The organism is Spirillospora sp. NPDC047279 (genome assembly GCF_040643285.1).
In the GTDB taxonomy this organism is placed as follows: domain Bacteria; phylum Actinomycetota; class Actinomycetes; order Streptosporangiales; family Streptosporangiaceae; genus Spirillospora.
In genome coordinates this window covers 524,052-550,456 of sequence record NZ_JBEYUA010000007.1, presented here as the reverse complement: position 1 = coordinate 550,456, position 26,405 = coordinate 524,052, and the positions used below count along the sequence as shown (strand labels likewise).

At 70.1% G+C, this 26,405-nt stretch carries 24 protein-coding genes and 2 pseudogenes; 14 read left to right on the top strand and 12 right to left on the bottom strand.

Going from position 1 to position 26,405, the window contains the following annotated elements; genetic code table 11:
• From ABZ810_RS21305 to ABZ810_RS21290, 4 genes and pseudogenes are all read right to left on the bottom strand, one after another.
• A pseudogene (locus ABZ810_RS21305) lies at window positions 1-347 on the bottom strand (xylose isomerase); the annotation flags it as partial.
• 40 nt (window positions 348-387) lie between these two features.
• Entirely contained in the window at window positions 388-1,233 is an 846-nt protein-coding gene (locus tag ABZ810_RS21300) for a carbohydrate ABC transporter permease (RefSeq protein WP_358405490.1), read from the bottom strand.
• Window positions 1,230-2,231, bottom strand: a complete 1,002-nt coding sequence (locus tag ABZ810_RS21295; protein ID WP_358405488.1) for a sugar ABC transporter permease — start codon at window positions 2,229-2,231, stop codon at window positions 1,230-1,232. The genes ABZ810_RS21300 and ABZ810_RS21295 overlap by 4 nt, the downstream gene beginning before the upstream one ends.
• Before the next feature lie 9 nt (window positions 2,232-2,240).
• Window positions 2,241-3,533, bottom strand: coding sequence for an extracellular solute-binding protein (locus ABZ810_RS21290; protein WP_358405486.1), 1,293 nt, complete (start codon window positions 3,531-3,533; stop codon window positions 2,241-2,243).
• Between the two features lie 180 nt (window positions 3,534-3,713).
• Here ABZ810_RS21290 and ABZ810_RS21285 point away from each other — a divergent pair, with 180 nt between their 5' ends.
• Window positions 3,714-4,748, top strand: coding sequence for a LacI family DNA-binding transcriptional regulator (locus ABZ810_RS21285; RefSeq protein WP_358405484.1), 1,035 nt, complete (start codon window positions 3,714-3,716; stop codon window positions 4,746-4,748).
• Window positions 4,745-7,024, top strand: coding sequence for a glycoside hydrolase family 3 N-terminal domain-containing protein (locus tag ABZ810_RS21280; protein WP_358405481.1), 2,280 nt, complete (start codon window positions 4,745-4,747; stop codon window positions 7,022-7,024). The genes ABZ810_RS21285 and ABZ810_RS21280 overlap by 4 nt, the downstream gene beginning before the upstream one ends.
• 96 nt (window positions 7,025-7,120) lie before the next feature.
• On the opposite strand, the gene ABZ810_RS21275 is transcribed toward ABZ810_RS21280, so the two are convergent.
• The gene (locus ABZ810_RS21275) at window positions 7,121-8,518 is read right to left on the bottom strand and encodes an endo-1,4-beta-xylanase (protein ID WP_358405480.1); all 1,398 of its coding nucleotides are present in this window, start codon (window positions 8,516-8,518) and stop codon (window positions 7,121-7,123) included.
• A gap of 363 nt (window positions 8,519-8,881) precedes the next feature.
• On the opposite strand from ABZ810_RS21275, the gene ABZ810_RS21270 reads away from it, so the two are divergent.
• Window positions 8,882-10,294 (top strand): non-reducing end alpha-L-arabinofuranosidase family hydrolase, encoded by a 1,413-nt coding sequence (locus ABZ810_RS21270; RefSeq protein WP_358405479.1) that lies wholly within the window; start codon window positions 8,882-8,884, stop codon window positions 10,292-10,294.
• Window positions 10,295-10,389: 95 nt separating this feature from the next.
• Here ABZ810_RS21270 and ABZ810_RS21265 read toward each other — a convergent pair whose 3' ends face one another.
• A complete protein-coding gene (locus ABZ810_RS21265) occupies window positions 10,390-10,650 on the bottom strand; it encodes an alpha/beta hydrolase (protein ID WP_358405478.1) in 261 nt (86 codons plus the stop codon).
• A gap of 20 nt (window positions 10,651-10,670) precedes the next feature.
• Here ABZ810_RS21265 and ABZ810_RS21260 point away from each other — a divergent pair, with 20 nt between their 5' ends.
• Window positions 10,671-10,964 carry a CoA transferase gene (locus ABZ810_RS21260; protein ID WP_358405530.1) on the top strand — a complete coding sequence of 98 codons (294 nt, stop codon included), beginning with the start codon at window positions 10,671-10,673 and terminating at the stop codon, window positions 10,962-10,964.
• A 69-nt stretch (window positions 10,965-11,033) separates the two neighbouring features.
• Here ABZ810_RS21260 and ABZ810_RS21255 read toward each other — a convergent pair whose 3' ends face one another.
• Window positions 11,034-12,035 (bottom strand): YafY family protein, encoded by a 1,002-nt coding sequence (locus ABZ810_RS21255; RefSeq protein WP_358405476.1) that lies wholly within the window; start codon window positions 12,033-12,035, stop codon window positions 11,034-11,036.
• Between the two features lie 42 nt (window positions 12,036-12,077).
• Between ABZ810_RS21255 and ABZ810_RS21250 the strand changes: the two genes are divergently transcribed.
• Both ABZ810_RS21250 and ABZ810_RS21245 read left to right on the top strand, forming a co-directional pair.
• Window positions 12,078-12,272, top strand: a complete 195-nt coding sequence (locus tag ABZ810_RS21250) for a hypothetical protein (RefSeq protein WP_358405475.1) — start codon at window positions 12,078-12,080, stop codon at window positions 12,270-12,272.
• Window positions 12,273-13,137: 865 nt separating this feature from the next.
• Complete coding sequence (locus tag ABZ810_RS21245; protein WP_358405474.1) at window positions 13,138-14,397, top strand: PP2C family protein-serine/threonine phosphatase; 1,260 nt, start codon at window positions 13,138-13,140, stop codon at window positions 14,395-14,397.
• A gap of 120 nt (window positions 14,398-14,517) precedes the next feature.
• Here the strand turns inward: ABZ810_RS21245 and ABZ810_RS21240 are convergent, their stop codons facing one another.
• Window positions 14,518-15,210: a TetR/AcrR family transcriptional regulator C-terminal domain-containing protein gene (locus tag ABZ810_RS21240; RefSeq protein ID WP_358405473.1), complete on the bottom strand. Its 693-nt coding sequence runs from the start codon at window positions 15,208-15,210 to the stop codon at window positions 14,518-14,520.
• Here ABZ810_RS21240 and ABZ810_RS21235 point away from each other — a divergent pair.
• Window positions 15,096-15,332: pseudogene (locus ABZ810_RS21235) on the top strand (hypothetical protein); the annotation flags it as partial. The gene ABZ810_RS21240 and the pseudogene ABZ810_RS21235 overlap by 115 nt on opposite strands.
• A gap of 80 nt (window positions 15,333-15,412) precedes the next feature.
• Window positions 15,413-16,384 carry an NAD(P)/FAD-dependent oxidoreductase gene (locus ABZ810_RS21230; protein ID WP_358405471.1) on the top strand — a complete coding sequence of 324 codons (972 nt, stop codon included), beginning with the start codon at window positions 15,413-15,415 and terminating at the stop codon, window positions 16,382-16,384.
• 97 nt (window positions 16,385-16,481) lie between these two features.
• Here ABZ810_RS21230 and ABZ810_RS21225 read toward each other — a convergent pair whose 3' ends face one another.
• Both ABZ810_RS21225 and ABZ810_RS21220 read right to left on the bottom strand, forming a co-directional pair.
• Complete coding sequence (locus ABZ810_RS21225) at window positions 16,482-16,937, bottom strand: substrate-binding domain-containing protein (RefSeq protein WP_358405468.1); 456 nt, start codon at window positions 16,935-16,937, stop codon at window positions 16,482-16,484.
• A 326-nt stretch (window positions 16,938-17,263) separates the two neighbouring features.
• On the bottom strand, window positions 17,264-17,953 hold the full coding sequence (locus ABZ810_RS21220; RefSeq protein WP_358405465.1) for a TetR/AcrR family transcriptional regulator: 690 nt from the start codon (window positions 17,951-17,953) through the stop codon (window positions 17,264-17,266).
• Here ABZ810_RS21220 and ABZ810_RS21215 point away from each other — a divergent pair.
• The 4 genes from ABZ810_RS21215 (at window position 17,952) to ABZ810_RS21200 (ending at window position 21,536) form a co-directional block, all read left to right on the top strand.
• Complete coding sequence (locus ABZ810_RS21215) at window positions 17,952-18,728, top strand: hypothetical protein (RefSeq protein WP_358405462.1); 777 nt, start codon at window positions 17,952-17,954, stop codon at window positions 18,726-18,728. The two genes, ABZ810_RS21220 and ABZ810_RS21215, sit on opposite strands and share 2 nt — an antisense overlap.
• Window positions 18,725-19,534: an SDR family oxidoreductase gene (locus tag ABZ810_RS21210; RefSeq protein WP_358405460.1), complete on the top strand. Its 810-nt coding sequence runs from the start codon at window positions 18,725-18,727 to the stop codon at window positions 19,532-19,534. The genes ABZ810_RS21215 and ABZ810_RS21210 overlap by 4 nt, the downstream gene beginning before the upstream one ends.
• 67 nt (window positions 19,535-19,601) lie before the next feature.
• Window positions 19,602-20,927, top strand: coding sequence for a cytochrome P450 (locus ABZ810_RS21205; protein WP_358405458.1), 1,326 nt, complete (start codon window positions 19,602-19,604; stop codon window positions 20,925-20,927).
• Window positions 20,928-21,086: 159 nt separating this feature from the next.
• Window positions 21,087-21,536, top strand: a complete 450-nt coding sequence (locus ABZ810_RS21200; protein WP_358405457.1) for an SRPBCC family protein — start codon at window positions 21,087-21,089, stop codon at window positions 21,534-21,536.
• Between the two features lie 236 nt (window positions 21,537-21,772).
• Here the strand turns inward: ABZ810_RS21200 and ABZ810_RS21195 are convergent, their stop codons facing one another.
• Both ABZ810_RS21195 and ABZ810_RS21190 read right to left on the bottom strand, forming a co-directional pair.
• Window positions 21,773-23,389, bottom strand: coding sequence for a GMC family oxidoreductase N-terminal domain-containing protein (locus ABZ810_RS21195; protein WP_358405455.1), 1,617 nt, complete (start codon window positions 23,387-23,389; stop codon window positions 21,773-21,775).
• A 63-nt stretch (window positions 23,390-23,452) separates the two neighbouring features.
• Window positions 23,453-23,566, bottom strand: a complete 114-nt coding sequence (locus ABZ810_RS21190) for a methyltransferase (RefSeq protein WP_358405453.1) — start codon at window positions 23,564-23,566, stop codon at window positions 23,453-23,455.
• A gap of 304 nt (window positions 23,567-23,870) precedes the next feature.
• Between ABZ810_RS21190 and ABZ810_RS21185 the strand changes: the two genes are divergently transcribed.
• On the top strand, window positions 23,871-24,671 hold the full coding sequence (locus tag ABZ810_RS21185; protein ID WP_358405451.1) for an AraC family transcriptional regulator: 801 nt from the start codon (window positions 23,871-23,873) through the stop codon (window positions 24,669-24,671).
• A 1,198-nt stretch (window positions 24,672-25,869) separates the two neighbouring features.
• Window positions 25,870-26,403, top strand: a complete 534-nt coding sequence (locus ABZ810_RS21180) for a hypothetical protein (RefSeq protein WP_358405449.1) — start codon at window positions 25,870-25,872, stop codon at window positions 26,401-26,403.
• The last annotated feature ends 2 nt before the right edge of the window (window positions 26,404-26,405 follow it).

The following is a 26,405-nucleotide window of genomic DNA, read 5'->3' as shown; positions in this document are numbered from 1 at the left end:
GCGAACCGCCGCACGTCACGGTCATTGGAGGTGAACGCGCCGTCCTTGAAGACCGGATGGGAGAACAGGTTGGTGGTGGCCGTGGTCACCGCCAGACCGGTCTCCTCCAGCGCCTTGCGGAACGCCCCGACGCGCTCGTCGCGCTCGGCCGCGGCCGCATCGAAGCCGAAGACGTCGTTGTCGTGGAAGTTGACGCCGTACGCGCCCAGCTCGGCCAGCCTGCGCACCGCCCGTTCGGCGGGCACCGGCGGCCGGGTGCCGGGGCCGAACACGTCGACGCCCTGCCAGCCCACCGTCCAGATGCCGAACGAGAACCGGTCCTCAGGGCGCGGGGTGTAGTCGGTCACAGATTCCTCCGATCGGCGCGCATTTCTTGTGGCTCGTTGGTCAGCCTTTGGTCGCACCGGCGGTGAGTCCGCCGATGAGCTGACGTTCGGCGACGGAGTAGAAGGCCAGCGCGGGCGCCATGGCGAGCACCACGTAGGCCAGGATGCGGGCGGTGTCCTGGGCGTACTGGCCTTTGAACTGCTGAACGCCGACCGGGATCGTCCACCAGTCGGGCTCGGTGAACACCAGCAGCGGCAGGAAGAAGTTGTTCCAGCTGGTCACGATCGCCAGCACCGAGACCGTGGCGAGCGCCGGCCGGGCCATCGGCAGCAGAATGCGCCAGAAGAAGCCGAACGCGGTGCAGCCGTCGATGATGGCAGCCTCCTCCAGCTCTCCGGGGATCGTCCGGAAGAAGCCGCGCAGGATGATGATCGTCATCGGCAGGCCGAAGGCCGCCTGCGGCAGGATCACGCCGAGCGGGTTGTCCAGCAGGTCGAAGGCCCGCAGCATGAGGAAGAGCGGGAGGATCGCCACCGCGAACGGGAACATCAGCCCGATGGTGAAGAGCGTGAACACCACCTCCCTGCCGCGGAAGGCGAAGCGCGCGAAGACGTAGGCCGCCAGCGCCGAAACCGCGACGGTCACCAGCGCGGTCGCCACCGCGATGAACGTGCTGTTGAAGATCTGCCGCCAGAACGAGCCGGACGCCAGCAGTTCGGTGTAGTTCTCGGTGACCCATTCCCCTGGCGGTCCGAACGGGTTGCCCGACAGCTCGCTCGTGGTCTTGAAGCCGGACAGCAGACCGTAGAGCAGCGGCACGATGACGACCGTGCCGACGATCCAGATCAGCGCATGCGTGGACAGGCCGCGGACGGCGGCGACGGCGGTCCGGGATCGGGCGTTCATCGGCGGCCTCGCATACTGGTGACGGCGCCCTCCAGGTCACGGCGCAGAACGTACCGCTGGTAGAGGAGGGCGAAGACAAAGCTGATCAGGAACATCACGACGCTGATCGCGCTGGCATAGCCCACCTGGTAGCGCTTGAAGCCGAACTGGAACATCGTGATCGCCATCGTCTCGGAGGCGTGCACCGGACCGCCCGCGGTGATCACCCAGACCAGGTCGAACAACTGGATCGCCCCGATGACCGACAGGAAGACGCTGATCCGGATCGTCGGCCCCAGCAGCGGCAGCGTGACGTGCCGGAACCGCTGCCACGCGCCCGCGCCGTCGATCGCGGCGGCCTCCAGCACGTCCCGGGGGATGCTCTGCAGCCCGGCCAGGTAGAGGATCATGTGGAAGCCGAAGTACTTCCACGTCATGACGAGGAAGATGGTCGGCAGAACGGTCGCCGGCGAGGCGAACCAGGTGATGCCGAGATCGCCCAGCCCCACCAGGTCCAGCACATGGTCGGCCAGCCCCGAGTCCGGCGAGAAGATCATCGTGAACAGAACGCCGGTGATGACCTCGGACAGGACGTACGGAGCGAAGAACAACAGCCGGTAGAACGCGCGGCCCCGCAGCCGCTGGTTCAGCAGCACGGCCATGGAGAGCGCGAAGGGGAGCTGGATCCCGACCGACAGCGCGATCAGGACGAAGCCCCGCCACAGGTCGCCGAGGAACACCTCGTCCTGGAGGAGCGCGGTGAAGTTGTCCAGGCCGACGAAGGTCTCCGGGGCTCCGAAGCCGCCCCACTTGAACAGGCTGGTGTAGAGCGCGTAGAGGATCGGCACCAGGACCAGGAGTGCGAACAGCAGCAGCGCCGGGGACAGGAACGCGGCGACCGTCGCCCCGTGCCGAAACGAGCGGCGCCGGGCCGCCGTGCCGCGCGGGGCGCGCCGCCCGCGGGCAGGCGGCGCCACCGCGTTCCCCGAGGGGTCCTTCTTGAGAGCGGAGAGTGCCATCAGGCCCGCTTACTGGCTCTTGGCGGTCTTGGTGACGGCCTGCGCGACCTGCTCAGGGGAGGCCTTGCCGGCGATGAGCGCGGCCACCTGGTCGTTGACCTCCTGCCCGACGGCCGGCGGGAACGCCTGGTCGAGGAAGAGCTGGAAGCCGGTCGCGGTGTTCAGCTTCTGCGACACGGTCTTGAGATTGGGGTCGGTGAGCGCGGTCTCGGCGCCCTTGGCGATCGGCAGGAAGGCCTTGCTGGCCACGCGCTTGCGATCGTTCTCGACCGAGGCGAAGAACTTCAGGAAGTCGAGCGCCTCGGCGGGGGCGTCCTTGCTGAGCGCGTTCCCGCCACCGCCGCCGAAGACCTCGGCCGGGGCGCCCTGCCCGCCCTCGACCGTGGGGAACGGGAAGAAGCCGAGGCCGTCGCCCAGGCCCTTGCCCATCTCCTTCTGCACGTTCGGAGCCCACTGGCCCATGAGCTCCATGCCCGCCTTGCCGTTACCCATCTGCGCGGCCTGCCCGTCGGTCGTCGGGTAGCTGGCACCGAGGAAACCGTTCTGGAAGGGGGCCAGGTCGACCAGTTCCTTGAGACGTTGACCGGCCTGCACGAACGGCGCACCGCTGAAGTCCTTGGTCTCGGCCGCCTGCTTGAGCGCGGCCACTCCGCCGATGCGGATGGCCAGATAGGACCAGTAGTAGTGGCCGGGCCACTTCTCCTTGCCCGCCAGCGCGATCGGGGTGATCGCGGCGGTCTTGAGCTTGCGCACGGCGTCGAGGAACTCGGTCCAGGTGGCGGGCGGGGACTCGATTCCGGCCTTGGCGAAGTGGGCCTTGTTGTACCAGAACCCCACCATCCCGATGTCGTACGGGACCGCGTAGGTCTTCCCGCCGAACTGGTACGGCTGCACCGAGATCGGCAGCAAGGAGCCGATCCAGGGGGCGACGCCGCCGGTGAGGTCCTTCACGAGCCCTGCCTGGACCTGCTGCTCCAGTACGCCGCCGCCCCATGTGTGGAAGATGTCGGGCAGCTTTCCGGAGGTGGTCTGCGCTGTCATCTTCGACTTGTACGCGTCGTTCTCCAGCGAGGTGAGCTTGATCTGCACGTTCGGGTGCGCGGCCTCGTACGCCCGCGCGGCGGTCGGCCACAGGGTCTTCCCCGGCTCGGTGGTGGCGATGTTCCACCATTCGATGGTCACCTTCGACGAGCCGCCCGAATCGTCGGAGTCACCACCGCAGGCGCCGAGGAGGGGGACGGACGTGGCCGCCAACCCGGCGGCGGTGAGGAAGGAGCGACGGGACAGCGGTTCGGTGCCCATCCGGGCCTCCGATCGTCGAAATTATTTCGAAACTTGTCGGAAACTTTGCTTGGCCGGAACTCTAGGAAAGGGCGTTCATGCGGTCAAGGCCTCAAACCTGTGCACTTCTAGACGGTATGTGATCTCGAAAATTTGCGATATCGTTCGGCCTCGTCAGCCGGACCAGTCAGGGGGAGGATCATGAGCGACCGGCCGTCGCGCCCTACGCTCGCGGTGATCGCGGCGGAAGCGGGCGTATCGCCCGCCACGGTGTCCAAGGTGATCAACGGACGGACCGACGTCGCCCCGGGGACCCGGGAACGGGTCGAGGCGCTGCTGCGCACGCACAACTACCCGGGGCCCGGCGGCACCCGCCGCGCCCGCCGCTCCGGCCTGATCGACCTGGTGCTCGCCGGGCTCGACAGCCCCTGGGCGATGGAGATCCTGCGCGGCGTCGAGACCGAGTGCGCGCAGCACGGCATCGGCGCGGTCGTCTCCCAGGTCCGTGCGGACGACGCGCGCCCGCCGAGCTGGCAGAACCTCCCGGCGCTGCATCACAGCGACGGCGTGATCCTGGTGACCTCCCGGATGACCTCGCGGCAACGTCGGCAACTCGAACGCGCGGGCGTGGCGCTGGTCCTCATCGATCCGGTCAACCTCCCCGACACCGACATCGCCAGCGTCGGCGCCACGAACTGGGCGGGCGGCATGGCGGCGACCGAGCACCTGCTCGACCTCGGCCACCGCCGGATCGCGGTCATCGGCGGCCCCGCCGACATGCTGTGCACCCAGGCCCGGGTGGACGGCTACCGGACCGTGCTGGAGCGGGCGGGCATCGAGGTCGACCGGGAGCTGATCCGGTACGGCGACTTCCGGCACGAGGGCGGCTTCAACCGTGCCCGCGAACTGCTGGCGCTGCCCGCCGGCCGGCGTCCCACCGCGATCTTCGCGGGCAGTGACCAGCAGGCCATGGGCGCCTACGAGGCCGCGCGCCAGGCCGGGCTGCGCATCCCCGAAGACCTCAGCGTGGTCGGTTTCGACGACCTGCCGATGTGCGAGTGGCTGTCCCCGCCGCTCACCACCGTCCGCCAGCCCCTGGAGGAGATGGGCCGCATCGCCGCGCGCACGCTGCGCCAGATTCTGGACGGCCAGCCCCTCCTCACCCCCAGGATCGAGCTCTCCACCGAACTGCGCGTCCGCCATTCCACCGCCCCGCCTCGTCCGGAGGAGACATGAGCGAGCCCTGGCGCGATCCCCGCCTCCCGGTGGCCGACCGGGTCGCCGATCTGCTAGCCCGGATGACCCTGGAGGAGAAGGCGGGACAGCTCTCGTCGTTCTGGGCGATGCCGGCCGAGCCGGGCGCCCCGGTCGCCCCCATGGAGGACGACAGCGGCGAGGACGCGCCGGGGATGGACGAGCTTGCCAAGCACGGCATCGGCCACCTGACCCGGGTGTTCGGCACCGTGCCCGTCTCCCCCGCCGAGGGCATGGCGCGCCTGCGGGATCTGCAGGAACGGATCGTCGCCGCCGGTCGGTTCGGCCTGCCGGCGATCGCGCACGAGGAGTGCCTGACCGGCCTGATGACCTGGCAGGCCACCGTCTTCCCCACGCCGCTGGCCTGGGGCGCGTCGTTCGACGCCGAACTCGTCGAGGAGATGGCCGCGGCGATCGGCGCGAGTATGCGGCGGCTGGGCGCGCACCAGGGACTGGCTCCCGTGCTCGACGTGGTCCGCGACCCGCGCTGGGGCCGTACGGAGGAATGCATCGGCGAGGACCCCTACCTCGTCGGGACGCTCGGTGCCGCCTACGTCCGCGGGTTCGAGGGCGCGGGCATCGTGGCCACTCTCAAGCACTTCGCGGGCTACTCCGCCTCCCGTCACGGCCGCAACATGGCCCCCACCGCGATGGGACCGCGAGAGTTCACCGACGTCCTCGTGGAACCGTTCGTTCTCGCGCTCCGCGAAGGCGGCGCACGGGCCGTCATGCACTCCTACACCGACCTGGACGGCATGCCCGCCGCCGCCGACGAACGGCTGCTGACCGGCTTGCTGCGCGGGGAGCTGGGCTTCGCCGGAGTGGTCGTCGCCGACTACTTCGGCATCTCGTTCCTCGAGAGCCGCCACCGCATCGCCGGTTCCCGTGGCGAGGCTGCGGCGGCGGCGCTCCGCGCGGGAGTGGACGTGGAACTGCCCACCACGCGCTGCTATGGAGAGCCACTCGTCTCCCAGGTACGAGACGGCGCGATACCGGAAGAGCTCCTCGACCGCGCGGCCGGCCGCGTCCTGACGCTGAAGGCCGAGCTCGGGCTCCTCGACGGCGCCTGGCAGGACGTGCCCGGCACGGCGCCGCCGCTCGACCCTCCCGAGCACCGGCGGCTGGCGCGGCGCCTCGCCGAGGAGTCGGTCGTCCTGCTCGCCAACGACGGCGGCCTCCCCCTGGCGGCGGGCGGGATCGCCCTCGTCGGACCGCTGGCCGACGACCCGCGCGGCATGATGGGCTGCTATTCCTTTCCCAATCATGTGGGTGCCGAGCAGCCTGGCGTGGACGTCCCATCGCTCGCCGCCGCCCTCCGCACCGAGCTGCCCACCGCCTCCGTCGAGGTCAGGGCCATGGACGTCCTGGTGGAGCGGGACGCCGATATCGCGGCCGCCGTCGAGGCGGCGCGCCGCGCCGAGGTCTGTGTGCTCGCCCTCGGCGACCGCGCGGGGCTCTTCGGCCGGGGCACCTCCGGGGAGGGCTGCGACGTCGCGACCCTCGCGCTGCCCGGCCGCCAGCGGGAGCTGGCCGAGGCGGTGCTCGGGACGGGCACGCCCACGGTGCTCGTGCTGCTGTCCGGCCGCCCGTACGCGCTGGGCGGGCTCGCAGAACGGGCGGCGGCGGTCGTGCAGGCGTTCTTCCCGGGCGAGGAGGGCGGCGCCGCGATCGCCGGGATCCTGTCCGGCCGGGTGGCCCCGTCCGGGCGCCTCCCGGTGAACGTGCCCCGCCACGCGGACGTCCCACCCGGCGGACATCTGCGCTCCGCGATGGACGGCCCGCACGGCTGGAGCACGGTGGACCCGGCCCCGCTCTACCCGTTCGGCCACGGTCTGACCTGGACCCGCTTCTCCTACACCGACCTGCACGTGGATCCGGCCGCCCCCACCGACGGCGCCGTACGCGTCGCCGCGACGGTCACCAACACCGGCGAACGGGCCGGGACCGAGGTGGTCCAGCTCTACCTGTCCGACCCGGTGGCCTCGGTGGTACGGCCGGTACGCTGGCTCGCGGGCTGGGCCCGGGTCCCGCTCGACCCCGGCCGGTCGGCCCGGATCGAGTTCACCGTGCACGCCGACCGCGTGTCCTTCACCGGCCCCGCGCTGCGCCGCATCGTCGAGCCCGGCACGATCGAGGTCGCGGTCGGCCGCTCCAGCACCGATCTTCCGGCGTGCGGCTCGTTCACCCTGCACGGCCCGGTACGTGAGCCGGGCCCGGATCGCGTCCTCACGGTCCCCGTGCGGGTCACTCCACTCTGACGACGCAGCTCCGGCCGACGCGCCGCCGCCGGCGGTGGAGGGGCCGTGCCCTCCACCGCCTTGCCGCAGGTCTTCAGCGACCCCGCTTGTGGCGGGTCAGGTGCGGGTCCAGCGTTGGTTGCCGCCGTTCCAGCAGGAGTAGAGCTGGATCAGAGTGCCGTTGGCGGTGCCGGCGGCGTCCAGGCAGAGGCCGGACTGGACACCGACGATGGACCCGTCGGAGTTGAGGCGCCATTTCTGGTTGTCGCCGCCCCAGCAGCTGTGGATCTGGACTCTGGCGCCGTTGCCGGTGCCGGCGGCGTCCAGGCACTTGTCGCCGTAGACCCTGAGCTCGCCCGCGGCGGTGGAGGCCCACTGCTGATTGGTGCCGTTGTGGCAGTCCCACAGCTGAAGCCCGGTCCCGTCGGCCGTGGCGGCGCCGGGCACGTCCAGGCAACGGCCCGAACCGACACCCTTGATCGTTCCAGCGTCGGGAGTGGGGGGTGGTGAGCCGCCGTTGAGGGCGTTGAGGACCGCGGTGTAGGCGGGCTTCTTGGTGCCGTCGCCGTTGAACAGCAGCGGCGTGTGCTCCGGGCGCCAGGAGTCGGTGTCGCGCACGCCCCAGACCGTGATGCCGAGGCAGCGCGAGACGGCCAGGCAGTCGTTGGTCACGGCGGCGTAGGTCGTGGCCGATGCGCCCTGGACGTCCAGCTCGGTGATCGCGACATCGACGCCGAGGGCGGCGAAGCTCTGCAGAGTGGTGCGGAAGTTGCCGTCGTACGGGCTGCCGCTGTTGAAGTGGGACTGGAAGCCGACGCAGTCGATGGGCACGCCGCGCTGCTTGAAGTCGCGGACCATGGCGTACATGGCCTGGGTCTTGGCCCAGGTCCAGTTCTCGACGTTGTAGTCGTTGTAGCAGAGCTTGGCGGCCGGGTCGGCGGCGCGCGCGGTGCGGAAGGCCACCTCGATCCAGTCGTTGCCGGTGCGCTGCAGGTTGGAGTCGCGGCGGGCCCCCGAGCCGCCGTCGGCGAAGGCCTCGTTGACCACGTCCCACTGGACGATCTTGCCCTTGTAGTGGGCCATCACGCCGTTGATGTGGTCGATCATCGCCTGGCGCAGCGTGCCGCCGCTGAGGCTCTGCATCCAGCCGGGCTGCTGGGAGTGCCAGGCCAGGGTGTGGCCGCGCACCTGCTTGCCGTTCTGCACGGCCCAGTTGTAGACGCGGTCACCGGCGGTGAAGTCGAACCGGCCCCGCTGGGGCTCGGTGGCGTCGATCTTCATCTCGTTCTCGGCCGTCACCGAGTTGAACTCGCGGTTCGCGATCGTCGTGTACGCCGAGTCGTTGAGCCTGCCCGAGGCGATGGCGGTGCCGAAGTAACGGCCACTCTGCTTCGCGGCGGCCCCGAGCGTGTTCTCGGCGGCCATGGCCGGTGCCGGTGCCGCCAGTGCCGTGGTCGCGATGACCCCGAGGGCGCCCGCGACGAGGGCCCTCGTGCGGATCGCGTTCGTACGCATGTCTGTTCCTCCAGGATTGAACGGGGGAAGCGGGACATGGCCCGCGTGACAGACGCCGCGCTCCATCACCGGAAACGCACACCACCGGGCGTCGCGCCCTCATCTTGCGAGCCCCGGCGAATGCCGTCAACAGTTTCGAAATATTTTCGAGATGAAAACCGGCAACGTGTTTCACACGCGGAATAGCAGCCGACCTGCACGCGAAACTTTTCGGCGTCCAACGTCCTTGACGGTCCGGTCCGACTCGGATTTACTCCCGGCCACCACCACCTCCACCATCGCCCACAGAGAGGAGGTCCCCGACCACAGCGGAATGTTAGCGCTAACATCCTGAGGGAGAGGCTCATGTTGAGGATCGGTGTGATGCTGGCATCGCTCCTGCTGCCGGTGCTGCTGTTCGCGACGAACGCCCAGGCCGCCACCGTCGATGTGAACAGCTGGTACGTGCTGGTCAACCGCAACAGCGGCAAGGCCCTGGACGTCTACAACCTGGCCACCGACGACGGTGCCCGCATCACCCAGTGGACCAGGAACGATCAAAGCCAGCAGCAATGGCAGTTCGTCGACTCCGGCGGCGGTTACCACCGCATCAAGTCCCGTCACTCCGGCAAGGTGCTGGACGTTCACAACTGGTCCACCGCCAACGGCGGCCCCATCGTCCAGTGGGCCGACCTGAACGGAACCAACCAGCAATGGCGGCCGGCCGACAGCCCGGACGGCCACGTGAGGTTGATCTCGCGCCACAGCGGCAAGGCCCTGGAAGTACAAGGTGGCTCCACCGCCGACAACGCGAACATCGTCCAGTACGACGACTGGGGCGGCGACAACCAGCAGTGGCGGCTCGTCGAAGTGGGCGGCCCCGCTCCGGCCTGCGACCTTCCGTCAACCTACCGCTGGATGTCAACGGGCCCGCTGGCCCAGCCCAAGCCGGGGTGGGTCTCGCTCAAGGACTTCACCGTCGCTCCCTACAACGGCAGGCATCTCGTCTACGCGACGACGCACGACACGGGGACCAGGTGGGGATCGATGAACTTCGGTCTGTTCACCAACTGGTCGGAGATGACCTCGGCCGCCCAGAACACGATGTCGGCTTCCACCGTCGCACCCACGCTCTTCTATTTCGCGCCGAAGAATCTCTGGGTGCTCGCCTACCAATGGGGCGGGACGGCCTTCTCCTACCGGACGTCGAGCGACCCCACCAACCCGAATGGCTGGTCACCGCAACAGGTGCTCTTCTCCGGAAGCATCACCGGCTCCGGAACAGGACCCATCGACCAGGCGCTCATCGGGGACAACACGACGATGTACCTCTTCTTCGCCGGTGACAACGGCAAGATCTACCGGGCCACCATGCCGATCGGGAACTTCCCGGGCAGTTTCGGCGCGACCTCGACAGTGATCATGAGCGATACGACGAACAACCTGTTCGAAGCACCGCAGGTCTACAGGCTCCAGGGCCAGAACCGCTACCTCATGATCGTCGAGGCGATCGGCTCGCAGGGCCGCTACTTCCGCTCGTTCACCTCCACCAGCCTGAACGGCTCATGGACTCCGCAGGCCGCGACCGAGGGCAATCCCTTCGCGGGCAAGCCCAACAGCGGCGCCACCTGGACCAACGACATCAGCCACGGCGAACTGATCCGCACCAGCGCCGACCAGACCATGACCGTCGATCCCTGCCATCTGCAACTGCTCTACCAGGGGCGCAGCCCCAGCTCCGGCGGCGACTACGGCCTCCTCCCCTACCGGCCGGGTCTGCTGACACTGCAGCCCTGACGGCATGACCCCAGTCCTCTGTGGCGGGCTCGGCGGGAAGCCGAGCCCGCCCAGGCAGAGGTTCCCGTTGCGGCGAACGGCGACTCGGGCGGCCCTCAACGGTCGTGGGACTGGTTCAGGAAACCGGTGACGACGGCGTAGAAGTCATGCGGTCGCTCCTCCTGCAGATGGTGGGAGGTGTGATCCATGATGTACAGGTGACCGCGCGGCACGATGCGGGCGAGCATCAGCGGATAGTCGGGGGTGAGGAACGCGTCGTGCATCCCCCAGGCGAACAGCACGGGGACCGTGATGCGCCCCATCTCGTCGGTGAGGTCCTGCCAGTCGCCGCGCGGGTTGTCTCGCCGCCTGGACACCATCCCAGCCCGCCGAAACCATCGCGGAGATCCTCCAGGGCAACGGCGTCCCCGCCTACCCGGTGCGCGACGGCCGCACGCTCGTCGGGCACTACGCCGCTCTGCGCGCATGGGAGTTCTACGTGCCGCTCGTCCATCCTGCGGCGGGCACCTTCCTGCACGAAGGGCTGCCGGCGCGGCTCACCCGCACGCCGGGGAGCGTGCGAACGCCGGCGCCGCGCCTAGGCGAGCACACCACCGAACTGCTCACCAGTCTGCCCGGCATCGACGAGACCGAGCAGACGGCCCTGCGCGCCAACAGCGTCCTGGAGTGAGGCCGCCAACGTCCGCGTGAACCCTTCCGGTTCCGGACCTGGGTTTCCGGTGGTGACATCACGTTCGGATCAGAGCTTCCACCCGGGATCGCGGTCTGATGAAGGATGCTCCGGAGGCGGCCTCCCGTACTCGTAGTGACGGGTCATCGCGGCCAGGGTCTCGGCCATGCGAGCGCGGAGCCCGGCCGGGGCGAGGACCTCAGCGTCCGGGCCGAGGCGCAGGAGGTCCCGGATCGCCTGGTCGTCGGATTCGACCGGCACGGTGACGCGCGTCCAGCCGTCCGGCTCGGTGGTCGCGGTCTCCTGGGCCGCGCGTACGATCGCCTGCTCGGCCAGGTGCGGAAGCCGGAGCATGCCGTCGGGCGATAGGCGCAGTACGGCCCGGCCCTGGTGACGGCGGGCGTCGAAGTCGTCGAGGTAGGCCCGCCAGTAGCCGGTCAGGTCGAAGTCGGCGGCGCGGTCGAAGCCCTGGTCGAGCATGCCTACGTCGAGGATCCGCGAGACCCGGTAGGTGCGGAACCGCCCCGCCCGGCGTGCCACCAGATACCACCGGCCGGCCTTCAGCACCACGCCGTACGGCTCGACCGTCCGCGTGACCTCGTGCGGGGCCTCCCAGCGCAGATAGCGCAGGCGAACGCGGCGCTGATGCCACACCGCGTCGGCGACCGCCGGCAGGTGCGGCGTCGGGTCGCCGTCGTGGTACCAGGACGGGGCGTCGAGGTGGAACCGCTCCCTCAGCCGGCCGGCGCGGTCACGCGACTCGGGCGGGAGCGCGGCCATCAGCTTCAGCTGTGCCTCGGCCACCGCGTCGCCCAGGCCGAGATCGTCGGCGGCGGCGGGCAGGCCGGTGAGGAAGAGCGACTCGGCCTCGGCGGCGGTCAGCCCGGTCAGGCGCGTGCGGTAGCCGTCCATCAGGCGGTAACCGCCCTGGTGACCGGCCTCGCCGTACACCGGGATGCCCGCCGCGCTCAGGGACTGGACGTCGCGGTAAATGGTCCGCTCGGAGACCTCCAGCCGAGCGGCCAGTTCCTGTGCGGTCGTCCTCTCCCGGGTCTGCACGTCGCCGATCACTTCCGCACGTTCGGCCGGCACTGCGTGCCCGCCGAGGGCCACGTGTCGCTCGACGACATACTGATCGACGGAACCAACGCCGTTGTGATCGGGACGAGCTCGCAACGGGTGAAGGCCACCGGCAAACGCTTCGCCATGACCTTCGCGCTGCGCCTCACCGTCGAAGACGGCCTGCTCACACGGCACCACATGTACGAGGACAGCCTCGCCGTCGCCGAGGCGTTCCTGGCCGACTGACCCGAGGCTGCGGTCGTGGAGGCGGTCAGGACTTCGGACACCGCCTGCACGGTCGCAGTCACGGCGCAGCGCTCGCGGCCTACGTGAGGGCGTGGCGAGCGGGGGTTCGTCGCGCTCGAAGAGCTGGGCGCCGCCGCCACAGAACAGAGCGCCAGGTGTACCGCCTGGCGGCGCCGGCATGTCCTGCTGTCTGCAGGGAGGGCTGAGCTGGACCTTTACTGGTTCGGACGAACGTCCCCACTCGTGTGATCGTCGCGTAACGGCGGGTGAACTGGGCCGTCTGGGGACACCTCGGTCTGGTGCCGACGGACGCTCCGCCGGAGAAGGCTCGTTCGTCGTCTGGAGTTGTTGGCCCCGAGAACTCGTGTGAGCTATGCCATTTCCGCCAGGCGTGATCGGGTGCGGGATGGTGCCGACGGGGGCAGTGTGGTGAGGATGTCGGCAAGGGTGACGCTGGAGAGACTGTCTCGCCATGCCTGGTGCGCTTCGGCCATCTTCGCGGCAAGGACACAGGTGTGCCGGCACTCGTCGGGAGGCAGTGCCCCGCGGCCTTGCTGGCGGATCTCGCGGCAGTCAGTATGAACCGCTGGAACATGTCGGGGTTCTCGCGGCTCAGGGTCCAATGCAACCCGTCGACCCCAGTCGCATGGACGCGGCGGAAACGCCTCACCGGCCACTCGACCGTCGCCGAGCTTGCCACCTCTCGGCCACTGCTGCGGCAGGCCGAGGTCGGGGCGCTGCGCCGCCGGTTTCGGTTGTCCCGATTCGGATGGTTGTTCGCTCCTGGTTGAGGGTTTTGTTCAACTCCTCATGACCGGTGCGCGAGAGGCACACAATGGGCATGACGGGGTCTGCATGATTGGGGTTGGTCATCGCGGAGGGCGACGGCGTCGAGCGCATGCTGACGGGACTGCTGGAGGCCAGCCACCTGGCGTCCATCGAGCAGGTGCCGGACCTGCTCGCCGAGCATGCCCCCCATGCCGGTCTCGGGGAGGTGCTGGTCTATCTCGCGGACCTCCAGCAGACCGTGCTGCGGCTACTGACCGGCCGTGGTGACAGCGACGGCGCGGGCGCCGATCCGCAGACGGCCGAGCTGAAGATCGACGGCACGCTGGCCGGACGGGCGTACCAATCCGTGCGGATTCACGCCAAGGAGGGGCCTGACGGGCAGGCGGAATACTGGTGGGTGCCGCTGCTGGACGGCACCGAACGGCTGGGGGTGCTGCGTGTCCGCGTCGCCGAGACCGACGGCGACGAGATCTCGATGACGGCCCGCATGCGCCATCTGGCCTCGCTGGTCGCGTTGATGGTGGTCAGCTCCCAGCCCTACAGCGATTCTCACGCGCGGCTGGTCCGCACCCGGCCGATGAACGTGGCGGCCGAGATGCAGTGGAACCTCATGCCGCCGCTGACCTTCACCAACGCCAGCGTGACGATCAGTGCCGTGCTGGAACCGGCCTACGAGATCGGTGGCGACGCCTTCGACTACGCCATCGCCGGCGACGTCGTCCATCTGGCGATCTTCGACGCGATGGGACACGACGTGGCCGCGGGACTGGCGGCCAACCTCGCGATGGCCTCGTGCCGTAACCAGCGGCGGCAGGGCGTCGCGCTGGCCGACATCAGCCAGGGCATCGAACGCACGCTGCTGCGGGAGTTCGGCCAGGACAACCGCTTCGTCACCGCGATCATGGCCGACCTCGACACCGCAACGGGCCTGCTCTCCTGGATCAACCGCGGCCACCACCCGCCGGTGCTCCTCCGCGGCGGCCGCTGGGCCACCAGATTGCCCTGTCCGCCCTCCCATCCCATGGGCGCGGACCTGGGCCGCCCCGTCACCGTGTGCACCGAGCAGCTCGAGCCGGGCGACCGGGTGCTGCTCTACACCGACGGCATCACCGAGGCCGAGAACCGCCATGGCGAGGAGTTCGGCCTGCAGCGCTTCGTCGACTTCGTGATCCGTCACAATGCCGACGGCCTGCCCGTTCCCGAAACCCTCCGCCGCCTGACCCACGCCGTGCTCACCTACCACGACGGCAGCCTGCAGGACGACGCCACCGTGCTACTCCTGCAATGGAACGGCGTGCCGCAATCCCAGCGGGCCGGAACGTCGCCGGTGGTCTAGAGGATCGCCGTCCAGGCGGTCATCATGGCATCGGCGACACGGCGCAGGCCGTCGCGGCTCGCCCCGGCCGACGCCTGGAACCGCTCCCGGCCTAGCTCATATCCGGCGAGAGCCGGAGCGTCACGCCGGCGGCCGGGCGAGTTTGGCGGCCACGGCGTCGAGGACCCAGTCCAGGCCGGTCGCGAAGGACGCCTCGGCGTCCACCTCCGTGGCGTCGTACACGGCCTTCGTCAGCGCCGGGAAGCGGCCCGTGGCCAGCATCTTCCTCAGGTGCGGGCCGGAGGCGCGCTGGAAGTCGCGCTTGGACAGACCTGTGTCGCGCTCGGCCCGCAGGTCCGCGATCTCGCGCCTGATCGCGCCGGTGAAGTAGGCGCCGACGGTCTCCACGGCACGCAGGACGGTGTCGATGTCGGCGAGGCCGTCGAGGGCGGCCAGCGTGGCCTCTCTCACGGCCAGGGCGTTCGGGCCGAGGGTCGGACGGCCGCCGAGCAGGTCGGCCAGCCATTCGTGACGGAGGGCGGCCTGCCTGGTGCGATGGGCGCGGGTGCGCAGCGCCTCCCGCCAGTCACCGGGCTGCTCCTCGGGGAGGATCTCGGCGTGGACCTCGTCCACCATGAGGTCGAACAGCTCCTGCTTGGTGGAGATGTATCCGTACAGCCGCATCGGGCCGGCGTCCAGCCGGGCGGCGACCTTGCGCAATGACACCGCCTCCAGCCCGCCCTCGTCGGCCAGCGCGATGGCGGCGGCAACGATGCGCTCCCGGTCGAGCGGCGCGGGGCGAGTCGGTGGCTCTGGGCGGTCCCATACGGTCATGGATACATCGTACTGTTGCGATACACCGTCTCGGTATACAGTGTATTGCCATGAGACGTCGTATCGCCGTGGTCGGAGGCGGGCCCGCCGGCCTGACCTTCGCCCGCGTGCTGCACCGCCACGACCACCCCGTCACCGTCCTCGAACGCGATCCCGCCCCCGGCGTCCGTCCCCCCGGCGGCACGCCGACCTGCACGAAGGGATGGGCCAGCTCGCGCTGGACAAGGCGGGGCTGCTGGCCGACTTCGAGGCGCTGTCGCGTCCCGAGGGGCAGGCCATGCGCATCCTGGACACCGACGGGACCGTCCTGCGCGACTGGCGACCCCGTCCCGGTGACCGGGCCAATCCCGAAATCGACCGCGGGCAACTCCGTGACCTGCTGCTCGGCCCCCTCGACGTGCAGTGGGGGCGGGGCGTGACGGAGGTGGTGCCGGGGACCCCGGATGGCGTGCTGGTCCGTTTCGCGGACGGGCGGCAGGAGACGTTCGACCTCGTGGTCGGCGCGGACGGCGCCTGGTCCAAGGTCCGCCCGGCGGTCTCGCCGGTGACGCCGCACTACACCGGCGTCACCTTGGTCGAGACCTCCCTGGACGACGTCGACACCCGCCACCCCGACCTCGCCCGGCTGATCGGTGACGGTTCCGTGGCCGTGTACGGCGCGAACCGAGCTCTTGTCGCCCAGCGCAACAGCGGAGGTCACGTCAAGGTGGGCGCCCAGTTCCGCGCGCCGCTGGACTGGCACACCCACCTGGACCTGGCCGACGTCGAGGCCGTGCGGTCAAGCCTGCTGGCCCTGTTCGACGGCTGGGCCGCGCCCGTCCTCGACCTCCTCCGCCACGGCACCGCTTTCGTCCACCGCCCCCTCTACGTCCTGCCCGTGGCCCACACCTGGGCCCACGTCCCCGGGGTGACGCTGCTGGGCGACGCCGCCCACCTGATGCCCCCGTTGGGGGTGGGCGCGAACCTCGCGATGCTGGAAGGCGCCGAACTCGCCGAGTCCATCGCCGCCGCCCCCGGCCCTGGAGATCCGGCCAAGGCCGTCCGCGCCTTCGAGGTACAGATGTGGGCACGGGCCGGCAGGTGGGCGGACATCACGGCGGCCGGTCTGGAACGCCTCGTGAGCCCGGACCCCACCCAAGCCCTCGCCCTCTTCGACGAAGTCCAGCCATCCTGACCGCCAAACGCGAGAGCACCAGCTCACCCCGGCTTCACGGGACACGGCGCCGCCGCGGTTCCTTCCGGCAGATCCACCGCCCGCGATACGCGCTCCGTCAGGTGGAGGAGCGTTCGATCATCCGCTCGGACGTCCGGGCGAGGGCGGGGTGCGGATCGTCGCCCGCGAGCCCGGCGGCGACGGCCTCGGCCCGGCGGCGGGCGACCTCGCGCGGGTCGTAGGCGACGGTCGTGAGCGGCGGCGCCGTCAGCCGGGCGGCGGGAACGTCGTCGGCGCCGACGAGGGCGAGGTCGGCGGGCGCGGTCAGGCCGTGCTCGCGCATGCCGGCCAGGACCGCCATGGCGATCTCGTCGTTGAAGGCGCACACGCCGGTGACCGAACGCGCCGTCCACCCGGTCACGGCGCGCGCAGCGTCGGCGACCTCCATGTCGGTGTCCAGGGCCACGGGCGGGTCGAGGTCCGCGGCGGCGCAGGCGCGGGCGACGCCGTCCAGCCGCGCCTCGGCCATCGGGCGTAGGCCGGAGTCCGCCGTGGCGCCGAGGGTCGCGCACACGTCCGGCAGCGGCCGCCCCCGCGCGCCCGCGAGGTGGATGACCAGCGTCAGGCGGTGACCGGCGAGCGCGCCGGTGAGCTCTTCGACGAATCGGCTGATCCCCGGACCGATGGGCAGGTCGGGAATCGACAGCAGGACGATTCGTCCCTGACAGGACCGGCGGCCGGGTGCCGGCCATCGCGCTCGCCACCGCCTACCGCGACGCCATCAGCCCCCACAGGCGAAACATCGCCACGCCATCGTCGGCACCCTCCACTACCGGCTGAACAGGTACATGTACCCGCGCAGTGGTCCTCGGACGTGCGTACCGCGGCGGGACCGGCGATTCACGGTCCGCTCTGGACGCCGCCGCCGCTGCGGTGGCGGGCGTGCTGGGCCGCGCCGTTGCCGGTGATGAGCCACAGGGTGGTGAGGTCGTCGATGAGAGTGTCGAGGGGCACCTTCAGGGTGCCGTTGACCCAGGCGAGAATGGTCTCGGCGGTGCCTCCGACGACGAACGGGGGTGCGACGCGGGCGAGGCTGTCGGTGGCCAGTTCGACCCCGTGGATGGTGCGGGCGTGGTCGAGGAGGATCTGGGTGAGGCCCTGCACGACGGTGGCGCGGTGCCGCAGGACCTCCGGTGGCCCGGCGGTGGCGCTGAACAGGACCCGGGCCTTGCGGGGATCGTCGGCCAGGGCGTGCACGACGGCGCTGATGCTGGCGTGGGCCTGGTCGTGCAGGGGGCGGTCGGCCGATGCGGCGTAGGCGGTGAGGGCGGCGTGGCCGACCTCCTCTGCGATCTGGTCGATGGCGGCTGAGGCGAGTTCGTCGAGGCCGGTGAAGCTCTCGTAGAAGTACCGCTTGTTGAGCCCGGCTTCGGTGCACAGGCGGGCGACGGTCGCGGCCCGCCACTCACCCGACGCCATCGCGGTGAGGGCGGCGTCGACGAGCCGCAGGCGCCGCCCGGACCTGCGTTCGTCAGCGGACTGGCCGCCGTAGGCGCGCTGCTGGTCGAGCTCGTCTGCCACGTGATCCATGCTCGCATCCGGCGGGCTCGGCATTGACACCACCATCGTCCGATCTGGTACAAAAAAGTACCAGATCGAGGAACCTGGAGGTTCACATGACTGCTGGAGGTGCCCCGCCGCCGCGCCCCGCCTGGTCGGCGATGCCGGGACGTCGGGTGATCCGCTGCTGGACGAGCTGCGGGAGCTGGCCGTCGACTCGCCGTCCCGTGCCCGTGTCGCGGGATGGGAGTACCTGCGCGAACTGTCGCGCAAGGACGACCGGGCGGCGATCTCCGCGCTGTTCGCGCGGGGTCTTCCCCCGGGTGAGATCGACGGGAAGCTGGAGGGGCTGATCGTGGGCCGGCTGTTCGGGGTACCGGAGACGGTGCTGGCCAACCCGCTCATCTCGATCAACCCGACCTGGATGGGCAAGACCTTCGACATCGCGTCCGGGACGGGCTTCAACCGGCTGATCCCGCTGGCCCGGTACGCGATGCGCGTGGTCGCCCCGGCCTACAACGGGCTCCGCAGGGTCGGGGACGCGATGGAGGGATTCCCCTTCGACTACGCGCCGGGCACGGGGCTGATCGAGCCCCGCATCCCGGTCATCGCGCTGGACTACGGAGTGCCGAAATACCGCAACCCGAGCCTGCGCACGTTCCCGATCAAACGGACCCGCGACGAGTTCGTCGAACTACTGCCCGGCCTGTACCTGGGCCGCGCGCTCCTGACCATGCGAGGTGGCGAGATCCGCACCATCGCCCACTTCGCGCTGCGCGAGCCGGTCGCTGGGCTCCAGGCATGATCGCCCTGGACGGCGCGGTCGTGTGCGTGACCGGCGGAGCCCGGGGCATCGGCCGCGCCACCGCCGCCCTCCTGGCCGAGCGCGGCGCCCGGGTCTGGATCGGTGACGTGGACGCCGACGCGGCGGCCGCGACCGCCGCCGACCTGGGCGTCACCGGACACACCCTCGACGTCACCGACCCCGAATCCTTCCAGGCCTTCCTCGGCGCGGCCCGCACCGACGGGCCGGTCGACATGCTGGTGAACAACGCGGGCATCATGCGGCTGGGACCCTTCACCGACCAGGCGCTGGCCGGTCACCACCGCGAGATCGCCATCAACCTGACCGGCGTCGTCAACGGCGTGCACCTCGCCCTGCCCGCCATGGTCAGGCGCGGCCGCGGCCACATCGTGAACGTGGCGTCCATGGCCGGCAAGGTGACCACGCCCGGGATCGCGGTGTACTGCGCCACCAAGTTCGCCGTGGTCGCCCTGTCGCGGGCGGTGCGCGCGGAACTGCGCGGCACAGGCGTCACCCTCACCACGATCATGCCCGCGGCCACGCGGACCGAGCTGACCGCCGGCGTCTCCCTCGACCTTCAACCGTCCCTCGGGCCGGAGGACATCGCCGCCGCGATCGTCGCGAGCGTCCGGCACGGGCGCCGCGAGGTCACCGTCCCGCGTTGGCTCGCCCCCATCGGCACCGTCGAACAGGCCCTGCCCGAACCGGCACTGGAGACCCTCAAACGGGTCGTCACCCGCCACCGTGCGCCCGGCGACTACGACCCCGACCAGCGCAAGGCCTACCTGGACCGCACCGGACCCTGACCCACCCCACGCACACCGCCGAGACCCACGCACATCACCAAGGAGCGGAGCGGCGTAGCCGATGCCGATGACCGAACCCGCCGGCACCCCCACCCACATCAACCTCAGCGACCTGCGGTTCTGGGCCAAGCCACTCGCCGAGCGCGACGCGGCGTTCCGCGAACTGCGCAGCCGTCCCGGGCCCACGCCGTTCTCACTGCCCAAGGTGCCGTTCCTGCGGCAGAGCCCCGGCTACTGGGCGGTGGTCCGGCACGCCGACATCGCCGAGATCAGCCGGCACCCCGAGGTGTTCAGCAGCGAACCCAGCGCCACCAGCCCCACCGACATGCCCGCCTGGATGGGCAAGTACTTCACCTCGATGATCGACCTGGACGACCCGCGACACGCCAAGATCCGCCGGATCGTCTCCCGCGCCTTCAGCCCCAAGATGCTCGCCAAGACCGAGGACGACATCGCCCGCCGCGCCACCCGCATCGTCGACGAACTCATCGCCCGGGGACCGTGCGACTTCGTCGCACACGCCGCCGTCCGGCTCCCGGTCGAGGTCATCTGCGACATGCTCGGCATCCCCGCCCGCCACCACGAGCGGATGGTCGCCCTCACCAACACCATCGTCGGCTACAGCGACCCCGAATACGTCGGCACCGCCGTCGCCTACGACCACGACACCCTCACCATCAGCCGGGCCGGGACCGTCCGGATGCTGCTCACCGTCGCCAGGGCCGGATGGGAACTGCACCGCCTCGCAGCCCGGATCGGCCGCCAGCGGCGCGACCACCCCACCGGCGACCTCACCTCGGCCCTGGTCACCGCCAACATCGACGGCGAGCGCCTGTCCCCGCGCGAGTTCGCCGCGTTCTTCCTGCTCCTGGTCGTCGCGGGCAACGAGACCACCCGCACCGCCCTGGCCCACGGCCTGAAACTCCTCACCGACAACCCCGACCAGCGCGCCCTGCTCCTGGCCGACTTCGACGGCCGCATCGCCGGCGCCATCGAGGAGATCATCCGGATCAGCACCCCGGTCATCTTCATGCGCCGCAACGTCACCCGCGACCACGAACTCGGCGGCCACCTCTACCGCAAGGGCGACAAACTCACCCTGTTCTACGGGTCCGGCAACCGCGACGAGATCGTCTTCCCCGACCCCGACCGGTTCGACATCACCCGCTCGCCCAATCCCCAGCTCGGCTTCGGCGGGCCCGGCCCGCACTTCTGCCTCGGCGCCAACCTCGCCCGCCGCGAGATCACCGTCATGTTCCGCGAACTGTTCACCCGCCTGCCCGACATCACCGCGGGCGAACCCGACCGCCTCCTGTCCGGATTCATCAACGGCTACAAACGCCTGCCCTGCACCTTCACCCCACCCCCCGCCGAACTGGAGAGCGAACGGTGATCGAGTGGTCCGCAGATGGGGCCATGGTCCGTGATCTGGTCCGAGACAGCGTCCCGGACGCCGACCGGCCCGGAAACGGCGCGGCGATGAGCCTGCCTTTGCTTCTGGTAAGGAGCCGGCAGCAAAGGCGGGTGAGTTCCCGGGCACTAAGGTGGCGGAATGAAGGGATCTGTGACGGTTCATATGGCGGCGTCGCCCGAGGCGGTTTGGGCGCTGGTCAGCGATGTGACACGTATCGGCGAGTTCAGCCCGGAGACCTTCGAGGCCGAGTGGCTCGACGGCGCCACCGGTCCGGCCGTGGGCGTACGTTTCCGCGGGCACGTCAAACGTAATGGCAAGGGGCCGATCTACTGGACGACGTGCACGGTGACGGCCTGCGAGCCGGGCCGGACGTTCGCCTTCGCGGTCGGGCCCGGAGACACGGCGGTGAACACCTGGCGGTACGACCTGGTGCCCGCGGACGACGGTACCGACGTGACCGAATCGTTCGCACTGGCCAAGACGCCGCTGCTGCGGCTGTATTGGTTCCTGCTCGGCTGGACCCGCAGCCGAACCAATCAGAAGGGCATGCAGACCACGCTCGAGCGCATCAAAGCCTTCCTCGAATAGGCAAACGGCGGAGCGCGTTCTGCGCACCGGCCCCTAGAACCTTGAGTGTTTTCCTCTGAAGTTGGCGAGCTCTTCCCACACGAGGTAATGAGCCGGCCCGGGCTCCCGATCGATTCGATCGCGTCAATCGTCTCTTGGGTGCCGTGTGGGTCCGGCTGGCGGACTGTCAGGCCCCGACGGCCTCTGGCTCCGCCGGCTCGCTAGGGACCGCCGGCCCCGGCCGAGAAGTCCCGAGTTCAGGCGGTGGTGGTGATGAGGTCGGCTGCTCGCCAGGCCAGGGCGGAGACGGGGCCGTTGAGGTTGCCGGCGACCATCGTGGGCAGTACCGAGGCGTCCACGACGCGCAGGCCTGTCACGCCGCGGACCCGCAACTGGGGGTCGGTGACGTCTCCGTTGTTCGGGCCCATCGCGCAGGTCCCGATGGCGTGGTAGCCGCAGGTGCCCTGCTCCAGACCGGCGGCGATGATCTCGTCGTCGCCCTGCACGCCCGGCCCGGGGACCGTCTCGTGCTCGATGCGGCTTGCGAGGGGCTCGGTGGCGAACAGGCGGCGGATGGCGCGGAAGACGTCGACCGTTGCGGTGCGGTCGTGTTCGGTGGCGAGGTAGTTGGCGTCGATCTCCAGTGGGGCATCGGGATCGGCCGAGGTGACGCGGATGCTGCCCTCGCTGTCGGGGCGCAGCATGTAGCCGATGCACGCCATGCCAGGCTCCCGCTCCATCTGCAGGGGCCGCTCGCCGGGGTTCGGCGGCAGCAGCGAGAACGGCGCGATCTGGATCTGGGCGTCGGGCCGGTCGAGCTCCGGACGCGTCTTGAAGAACCCGACGATCTCGAACCCCGGCCCCGCCAGTGGCCCCCGCCGGGTCGCCTCGTACTGCAACGCCGCCGCTTGTCGGCCCGACTCGGTGCTGAGCAGCCTGTTGTAGCCGAGGTCGCCTGCGAGGCGGAACTGCAGGAGCAGCACGCGGTGCTCGCGGAGCCGGGCGCCGACGTTGGGGCTGTCGACGACGACGTCGATGCCCGCCGGCCGCAGCACGTCCACCGGACCGATGCCCGAAAGCTGCAGGATCTTGGGCGTGGCGATCGCGCCTGCCGTCAGGATCACCTCGCGGGCGGCGTGGTAGTCGACGGTCCGCCCGTTCCGGCGGCCCCGCACTCCGGCCGCCCGACCGCCGTCGAGCAGCACCTGATCGACAACCAGGCGGAGGGCGACGGTCAGGTTGGGACGTCCGATGACCGGGTGGAGGAACGCGTCGGCCGCGCTGCACCGGCGGCCGCGCCGGATCGTCGCCATCGCGTAGCCGATGCGCTCCTCGTCGGCCTCGTTGAGGTCGCGCGTCCGGCGCCAGCCGAGCCCGGTGCCGGCGGTGATGACGTCGTCGAGCAACGGGTCGGCCTTGTCGACGGTCTCCTCGACGGACGAGACCTGCAGCGGACCGCCCGCGCCCCGCCCGCCGGAGGCGCCGAGCTCGTTGTCCTCGATCTCCTTGAAGACCGGCAGCATGTCGCCCCAGGCCCACCCCGGGTTGCCGAGGCGCTCAAGGGCGTCGTAGTCGGCTTGGTGGCCGCGGTTGTAGATCATGCCGTTGACCGAGCTCGACCCACCGAGGGCCTTGCCCCGCACCCAGTGCTCGACGTGCTGCGACGGTCCGAACGGGCGCACGGGGTAGTGCCATGCGGTGGCCGGGTCGGCCAGCAGCTGGGCGTAGCCCATGGGCATGCCGATGAGCGGGTTGGCGTCGTCGCCGCCGGCCTCGACCAGCAACACCTCGGCCTCGGGGTCCGCGGAGAGGCGGTTGGCGAGCACGCATCCTGCCGGTCCGGCGCCGACGATGACGTAGTCGAACTCTGTCACGGTGACTTCCTTTCGCTGCGGTGTAGTTGCGTCCTTCTTCGGTCTCGACCAGCATGTTGAGGCTCATGAGGGCTCGTCGACGAGCAGCTCGCAGATGAGTACCGCGCCGCCGCTGTCGAGCGCCTCGAACGACTTGCGCAGCAGGAGCCGGTCGCGTTCCTCGTCCCAGTCGTGCATGACCATCGAGAACAGGTGCAGGTCGTGGTCGGCGTTCGTAGGCCGAAGTCAGGGTCTTGAACGACCAGGAACCCGGTCGCCGGCTCCATCAGAGGCGGTGGTGAGAGCGTGTTGCCAGGCATGGGGGTTTCTCCCGAGCGTGTTCGAGGCAGGGTGCGCTGCCCAGGTCTTCCGGTCACGATGCCTATGACGAGCGGTCGCGGTATTGAACGGATTTCACCTGGGTCGAGAGGAGGGCCAGGCCGACTCCTCAGGCCGTAGTGGGCGATGCCGGTGGGTTCGTGGGGTTCGGTAGCCTCGTGGTATGTCGGCGGAGGCGGCATCCCAGAGCCGGGGGCGGGCGGGCGTCAAGCATGAGCTCGCGCCGAGCATCGTGTTGCCGGCGGACGCTCGCCTGAGGCCGTGGGTCGCCCGTGACCACGAGGGGTTCGACGAGGCGGCACTTCCACCCGGCGACTTCGTGGACCCCGCCACTCTGGTGACAGTGCTGGCCGTGAAGGTGACGGACCAGCCGTGGCATCCCCCAGTGCTCGTCAACGCCCCGAGCACCACCTACAACCGCATCCAGGGGCCGTGGGCACCCGCCATCGTGGCGCGCCTGGCCCCCCTCGGCGCCTACAAGCTGCTCGGGCCCGCCTTCTCGGAGATCGGCGGATCGTTGTACGTCGCTCTCGAGGACATCGTCGGCGCGGAGGCCCGCCGGCTCAGCGAGCAGGTCCAATCCGCCCCGACGTGGGACGAGCGTCGTCGGCTGCTCGACGGCTTCCTGCTCGACCGCGCCACCAGAGGACCTCAGCCGTCGCCCGAGGTGACCAGCGCCTGGCACCTGCTCGTCCGCTCGGGCGGGAGGAGCACGATCACGAGCGTCGCTCGCCAGGTGGGCTGGAGCCACAAGCACCTCATCACCAGGTTCAAACAGCAGCTCGGCGTGACCCCGCAGATGGCAGCCCGGCTCCTGCGACTCTCGACCGTGTGGCGGCACCTCGGCAACGAGCAGAGCTGGGGCCGCATCGCCGCCGAGTCCGGCTACGCCGACCAGGCCCATCTCATTCGCGAGTTCCGCCACTTCACCGGCACCACCCCCGCCGCGCTCACCACCACCTGATCGCAACGCGAACGCGAGATCCTCGCGCCCTCAGGCGCTCGACCCGCCACCTCGGTAACGCGGATCAAACACCCACCGTGCAGTGAAGACCGCCACGCGTTCAGGGACGCGTGGAGTCGAGCGCAGGCGATCATCCTTGGCGCCGCTGCGCCCGTGTCAGGCGCAGGACCAAACCGCTACACGCGGCATGAGCGGACGCCTGGTCGGGTTCTTCGTGATCGGTCTGGTCGCAGAGTTCGTTCGTGCTGGGCGCGCGGGAGGGAGTGGAGCGCGGTCGCCGCGAAATTGCCGTCCTGTCTGATCGCTGGCGACCGGTGTCCCGGAAAGTTCTTTGAAGAAATCCGGGGGACGGTGTGTCGATTCGGTGGTGGTGGTGTTCGTAGCAGGGGTGAGGACGTCCATAAGGGCGGCGCCAGTACACGGCTGACCGAAGCGTGTGACAGAGCAGGACGGAAAGCCCATCCCTGGAACTGGTGAGGACAGGATCGATGACTGATTCGACGGTGACCGGCGGTACCAGGCCCTTCCGTTTCGGGGTCGTCGCCCCGCTCACGGCAGATCTGCGGACGTGGCGAGACCGGGTACGCCGTATCGCCGACAGTGGCTACTCCACGCTGCTGATGCCCGACGTCCCGAAATGGCAGCCGGCGCCCGCCCCGTCGTGGCAGAGCTGGCCGGACACTAGGCGCGGGCCAGGGGTAGCGGGGCGGGCAACGGCGCGTCGGCGCCAACGCCCGCCGGCCCTGCCCGCAGTGGTGCCTGAACTCGGCAACATGTGGCGCTCCGGCTTACTACCGCCGCTATCAGCACGAGAACCCTTCATGCTGGCTGTCCCCAAGTGGTCGACCACCCACCCGTTGATACCACTCCAGAATGTGGGCCCACGTGTTGCTCACCGCAGAGTGTCATCCACGCGAGCAGCGCGGCCCCGACCGGTTTATGCCACCCACCAGCGCGACTGGTCACAGGGGCTGCAACTGGCCGGCTCTGATGCGAATCCGGTGGTGAGGGTGGGTTGTGCAGAGCACGGCGACGAGCATGATGCGCACAGCCTTCAGGCCACGTACCGACGCACATGAGGACGGCCGCGTCACCGCCCGAGGCGGTCGGCGGAAAACCATTGGCCCGCTTGATCGGGTGGAGCCTAGATTCGTGAGGAGACATTTCGCGGGAGGCCGCAGTGAAACTCCTCAGCAGTGTGCGGACGGATGACGCCGACCTGGCCCGTCTGGCCGCCGAACTCGACATTCCAACGATCGACGGACTGCAGCACCAGGGTGACGTGTCCGTCATCCCCGCCTCGATGGCGTCCGAGGACCACCGGCCGCCGGCCGCCCCCGTCCCGGCCGCAGGTGTCGCCGTGGTCCGCGGTGAGGCGGGCGGCCACACCCACCTGCTGCTCGCCTCCGGTGACGTCCGGTACGACGTCCGCGAAGGCGCGGCGGACGACCTCACCCTGGGTTCGCTGGAGGTCGGGGACGGCGCGATCGCGTGGCTCGACCACCCCGAGCACGGCAACACCGGGATCGCGCCCGGCCGGTACGTGCTGCGCCGCAAGCGCGAGATGGCGCCGCGCGTCCTCACTCCCCACACCGTCCGCAAGCTCGAGCGGGCCCGTAAGCAGGCCCGCAAGCAGGCAGCCCTCGACCAGGCCGCCGCGCGCGAACGGGCGGAGCGTGAGCGGGCAGCCCGCGAGCAGGACTGGACGAACGTCCGCTTCGTCGCGGACTAGCC

Coding starts and splice junctions, on each gene's coding strand:
- ABZ810_RS21300 (WP_358405490.1), bottom strand. CDS start 1,233: ATGAACGCCCGATCCCGGACCGCCGTCGCCGCCGTCCGCGGCCTGTCC.
- ABZ810_RS21295 (WP_358405488.1), bottom strand. CDS start 2,231: ATGGCACTCTCCGCTCTCAAGAAGGACCCCTCGGGGAACGCGGTGGCG.
- ABZ810_RS21290 (WP_358405486.1), bottom strand. CDS start 3,533: ATGGGCACCGAACCGCTGTCCCGTCGCTCCTTCCTCACCGCCGCCGGG.
- ABZ810_RS21285 (WP_358405484.1), top strand. CDS start 3,714: ATGAGCGACCGGCCGTCGCGCCCTACGCTCGCGGTGATCGCGGCGGAA.
- ABZ810_RS21280 (WP_358405481.1), top strand. CDS start 4,745: ATGAGCGAGCCCTGGCGCGATCCCCGCCTCCCGGTGGCCGACCGGGTC.
- ABZ810_RS21275 (WP_358405480.1), bottom strand. CDS start 8,518: ATGCGTACGAACGCGATCCGCACGAGGGCCCTCGTCGCGGGCGCCCTC.
- ABZ810_RS21270 (WP_358405479.1), top strand. CDS start 8,882: ATGCTGGCATCGCTCCTGCTGCCGGTGCTGCTGTTCGCGACGAACGCC.
- ABZ810_RS21240 (WP_358405473.1), bottom strand. CDS start 15,210: ATGACCGTATGGGACCGCCCAGAGCCACCGACTCGCCCCGCGCCGCTC.
- ABZ810_RS21230 (WP_358405471.1), top strand. CDS start 15,413: ATGGGCCAGCTCGCGCTGGACAAGGCGGGGCTGCTGGCCGACTTCGAG.
- ABZ810_RS21215 (WP_358405462.1), top strand. CDS start 17,952: ATGCTCGCATCCGGCGGGCTCGGCATTGACACCACCATCGTCCGATCT.
- ABZ810_RS21220 (WP_358405465.1), bottom strand. CDS start 17,953: ATGGATCACGTGGCAGACGAGCTCGACCAGCAGCGCGCCTACGGCGGC.
- ABZ810_RS21210 (WP_358405460.1), top strand. CDS start 18,725: ATGATCGCCCTGGACGGCGCGGTCGTGTGCGTGACCGGCGGAGCCCGG.
- ABZ810_RS21205 (WP_358405458.1), top strand. CDS start 19,602: ATGACCGAACCCGCCGGCACCCCCACCCACATCAACCTCAGCGACCTG.
- ABZ810_RS21200 (WP_358405457.1), top strand. CDS start 21,087: ATGAAGGGATCTGTGACGGTTCATATGGCGGCGTCGCCCGAGGCGGTT.
- ABZ810_RS21190 (WP_358405453.1), bottom strand. CDS start 23,566: ATGCACGACTGGGACGAGGAACGCGACCGGCTCCTGCTGCGCAAGTCG.
- ABZ810_RS21185 (WP_358405451.1), top strand. CDS start 23,871: ATGTCGGCGGAGGCGGCATCCCAGAGCCGGGGGCGGGCGGGCGTCAAG.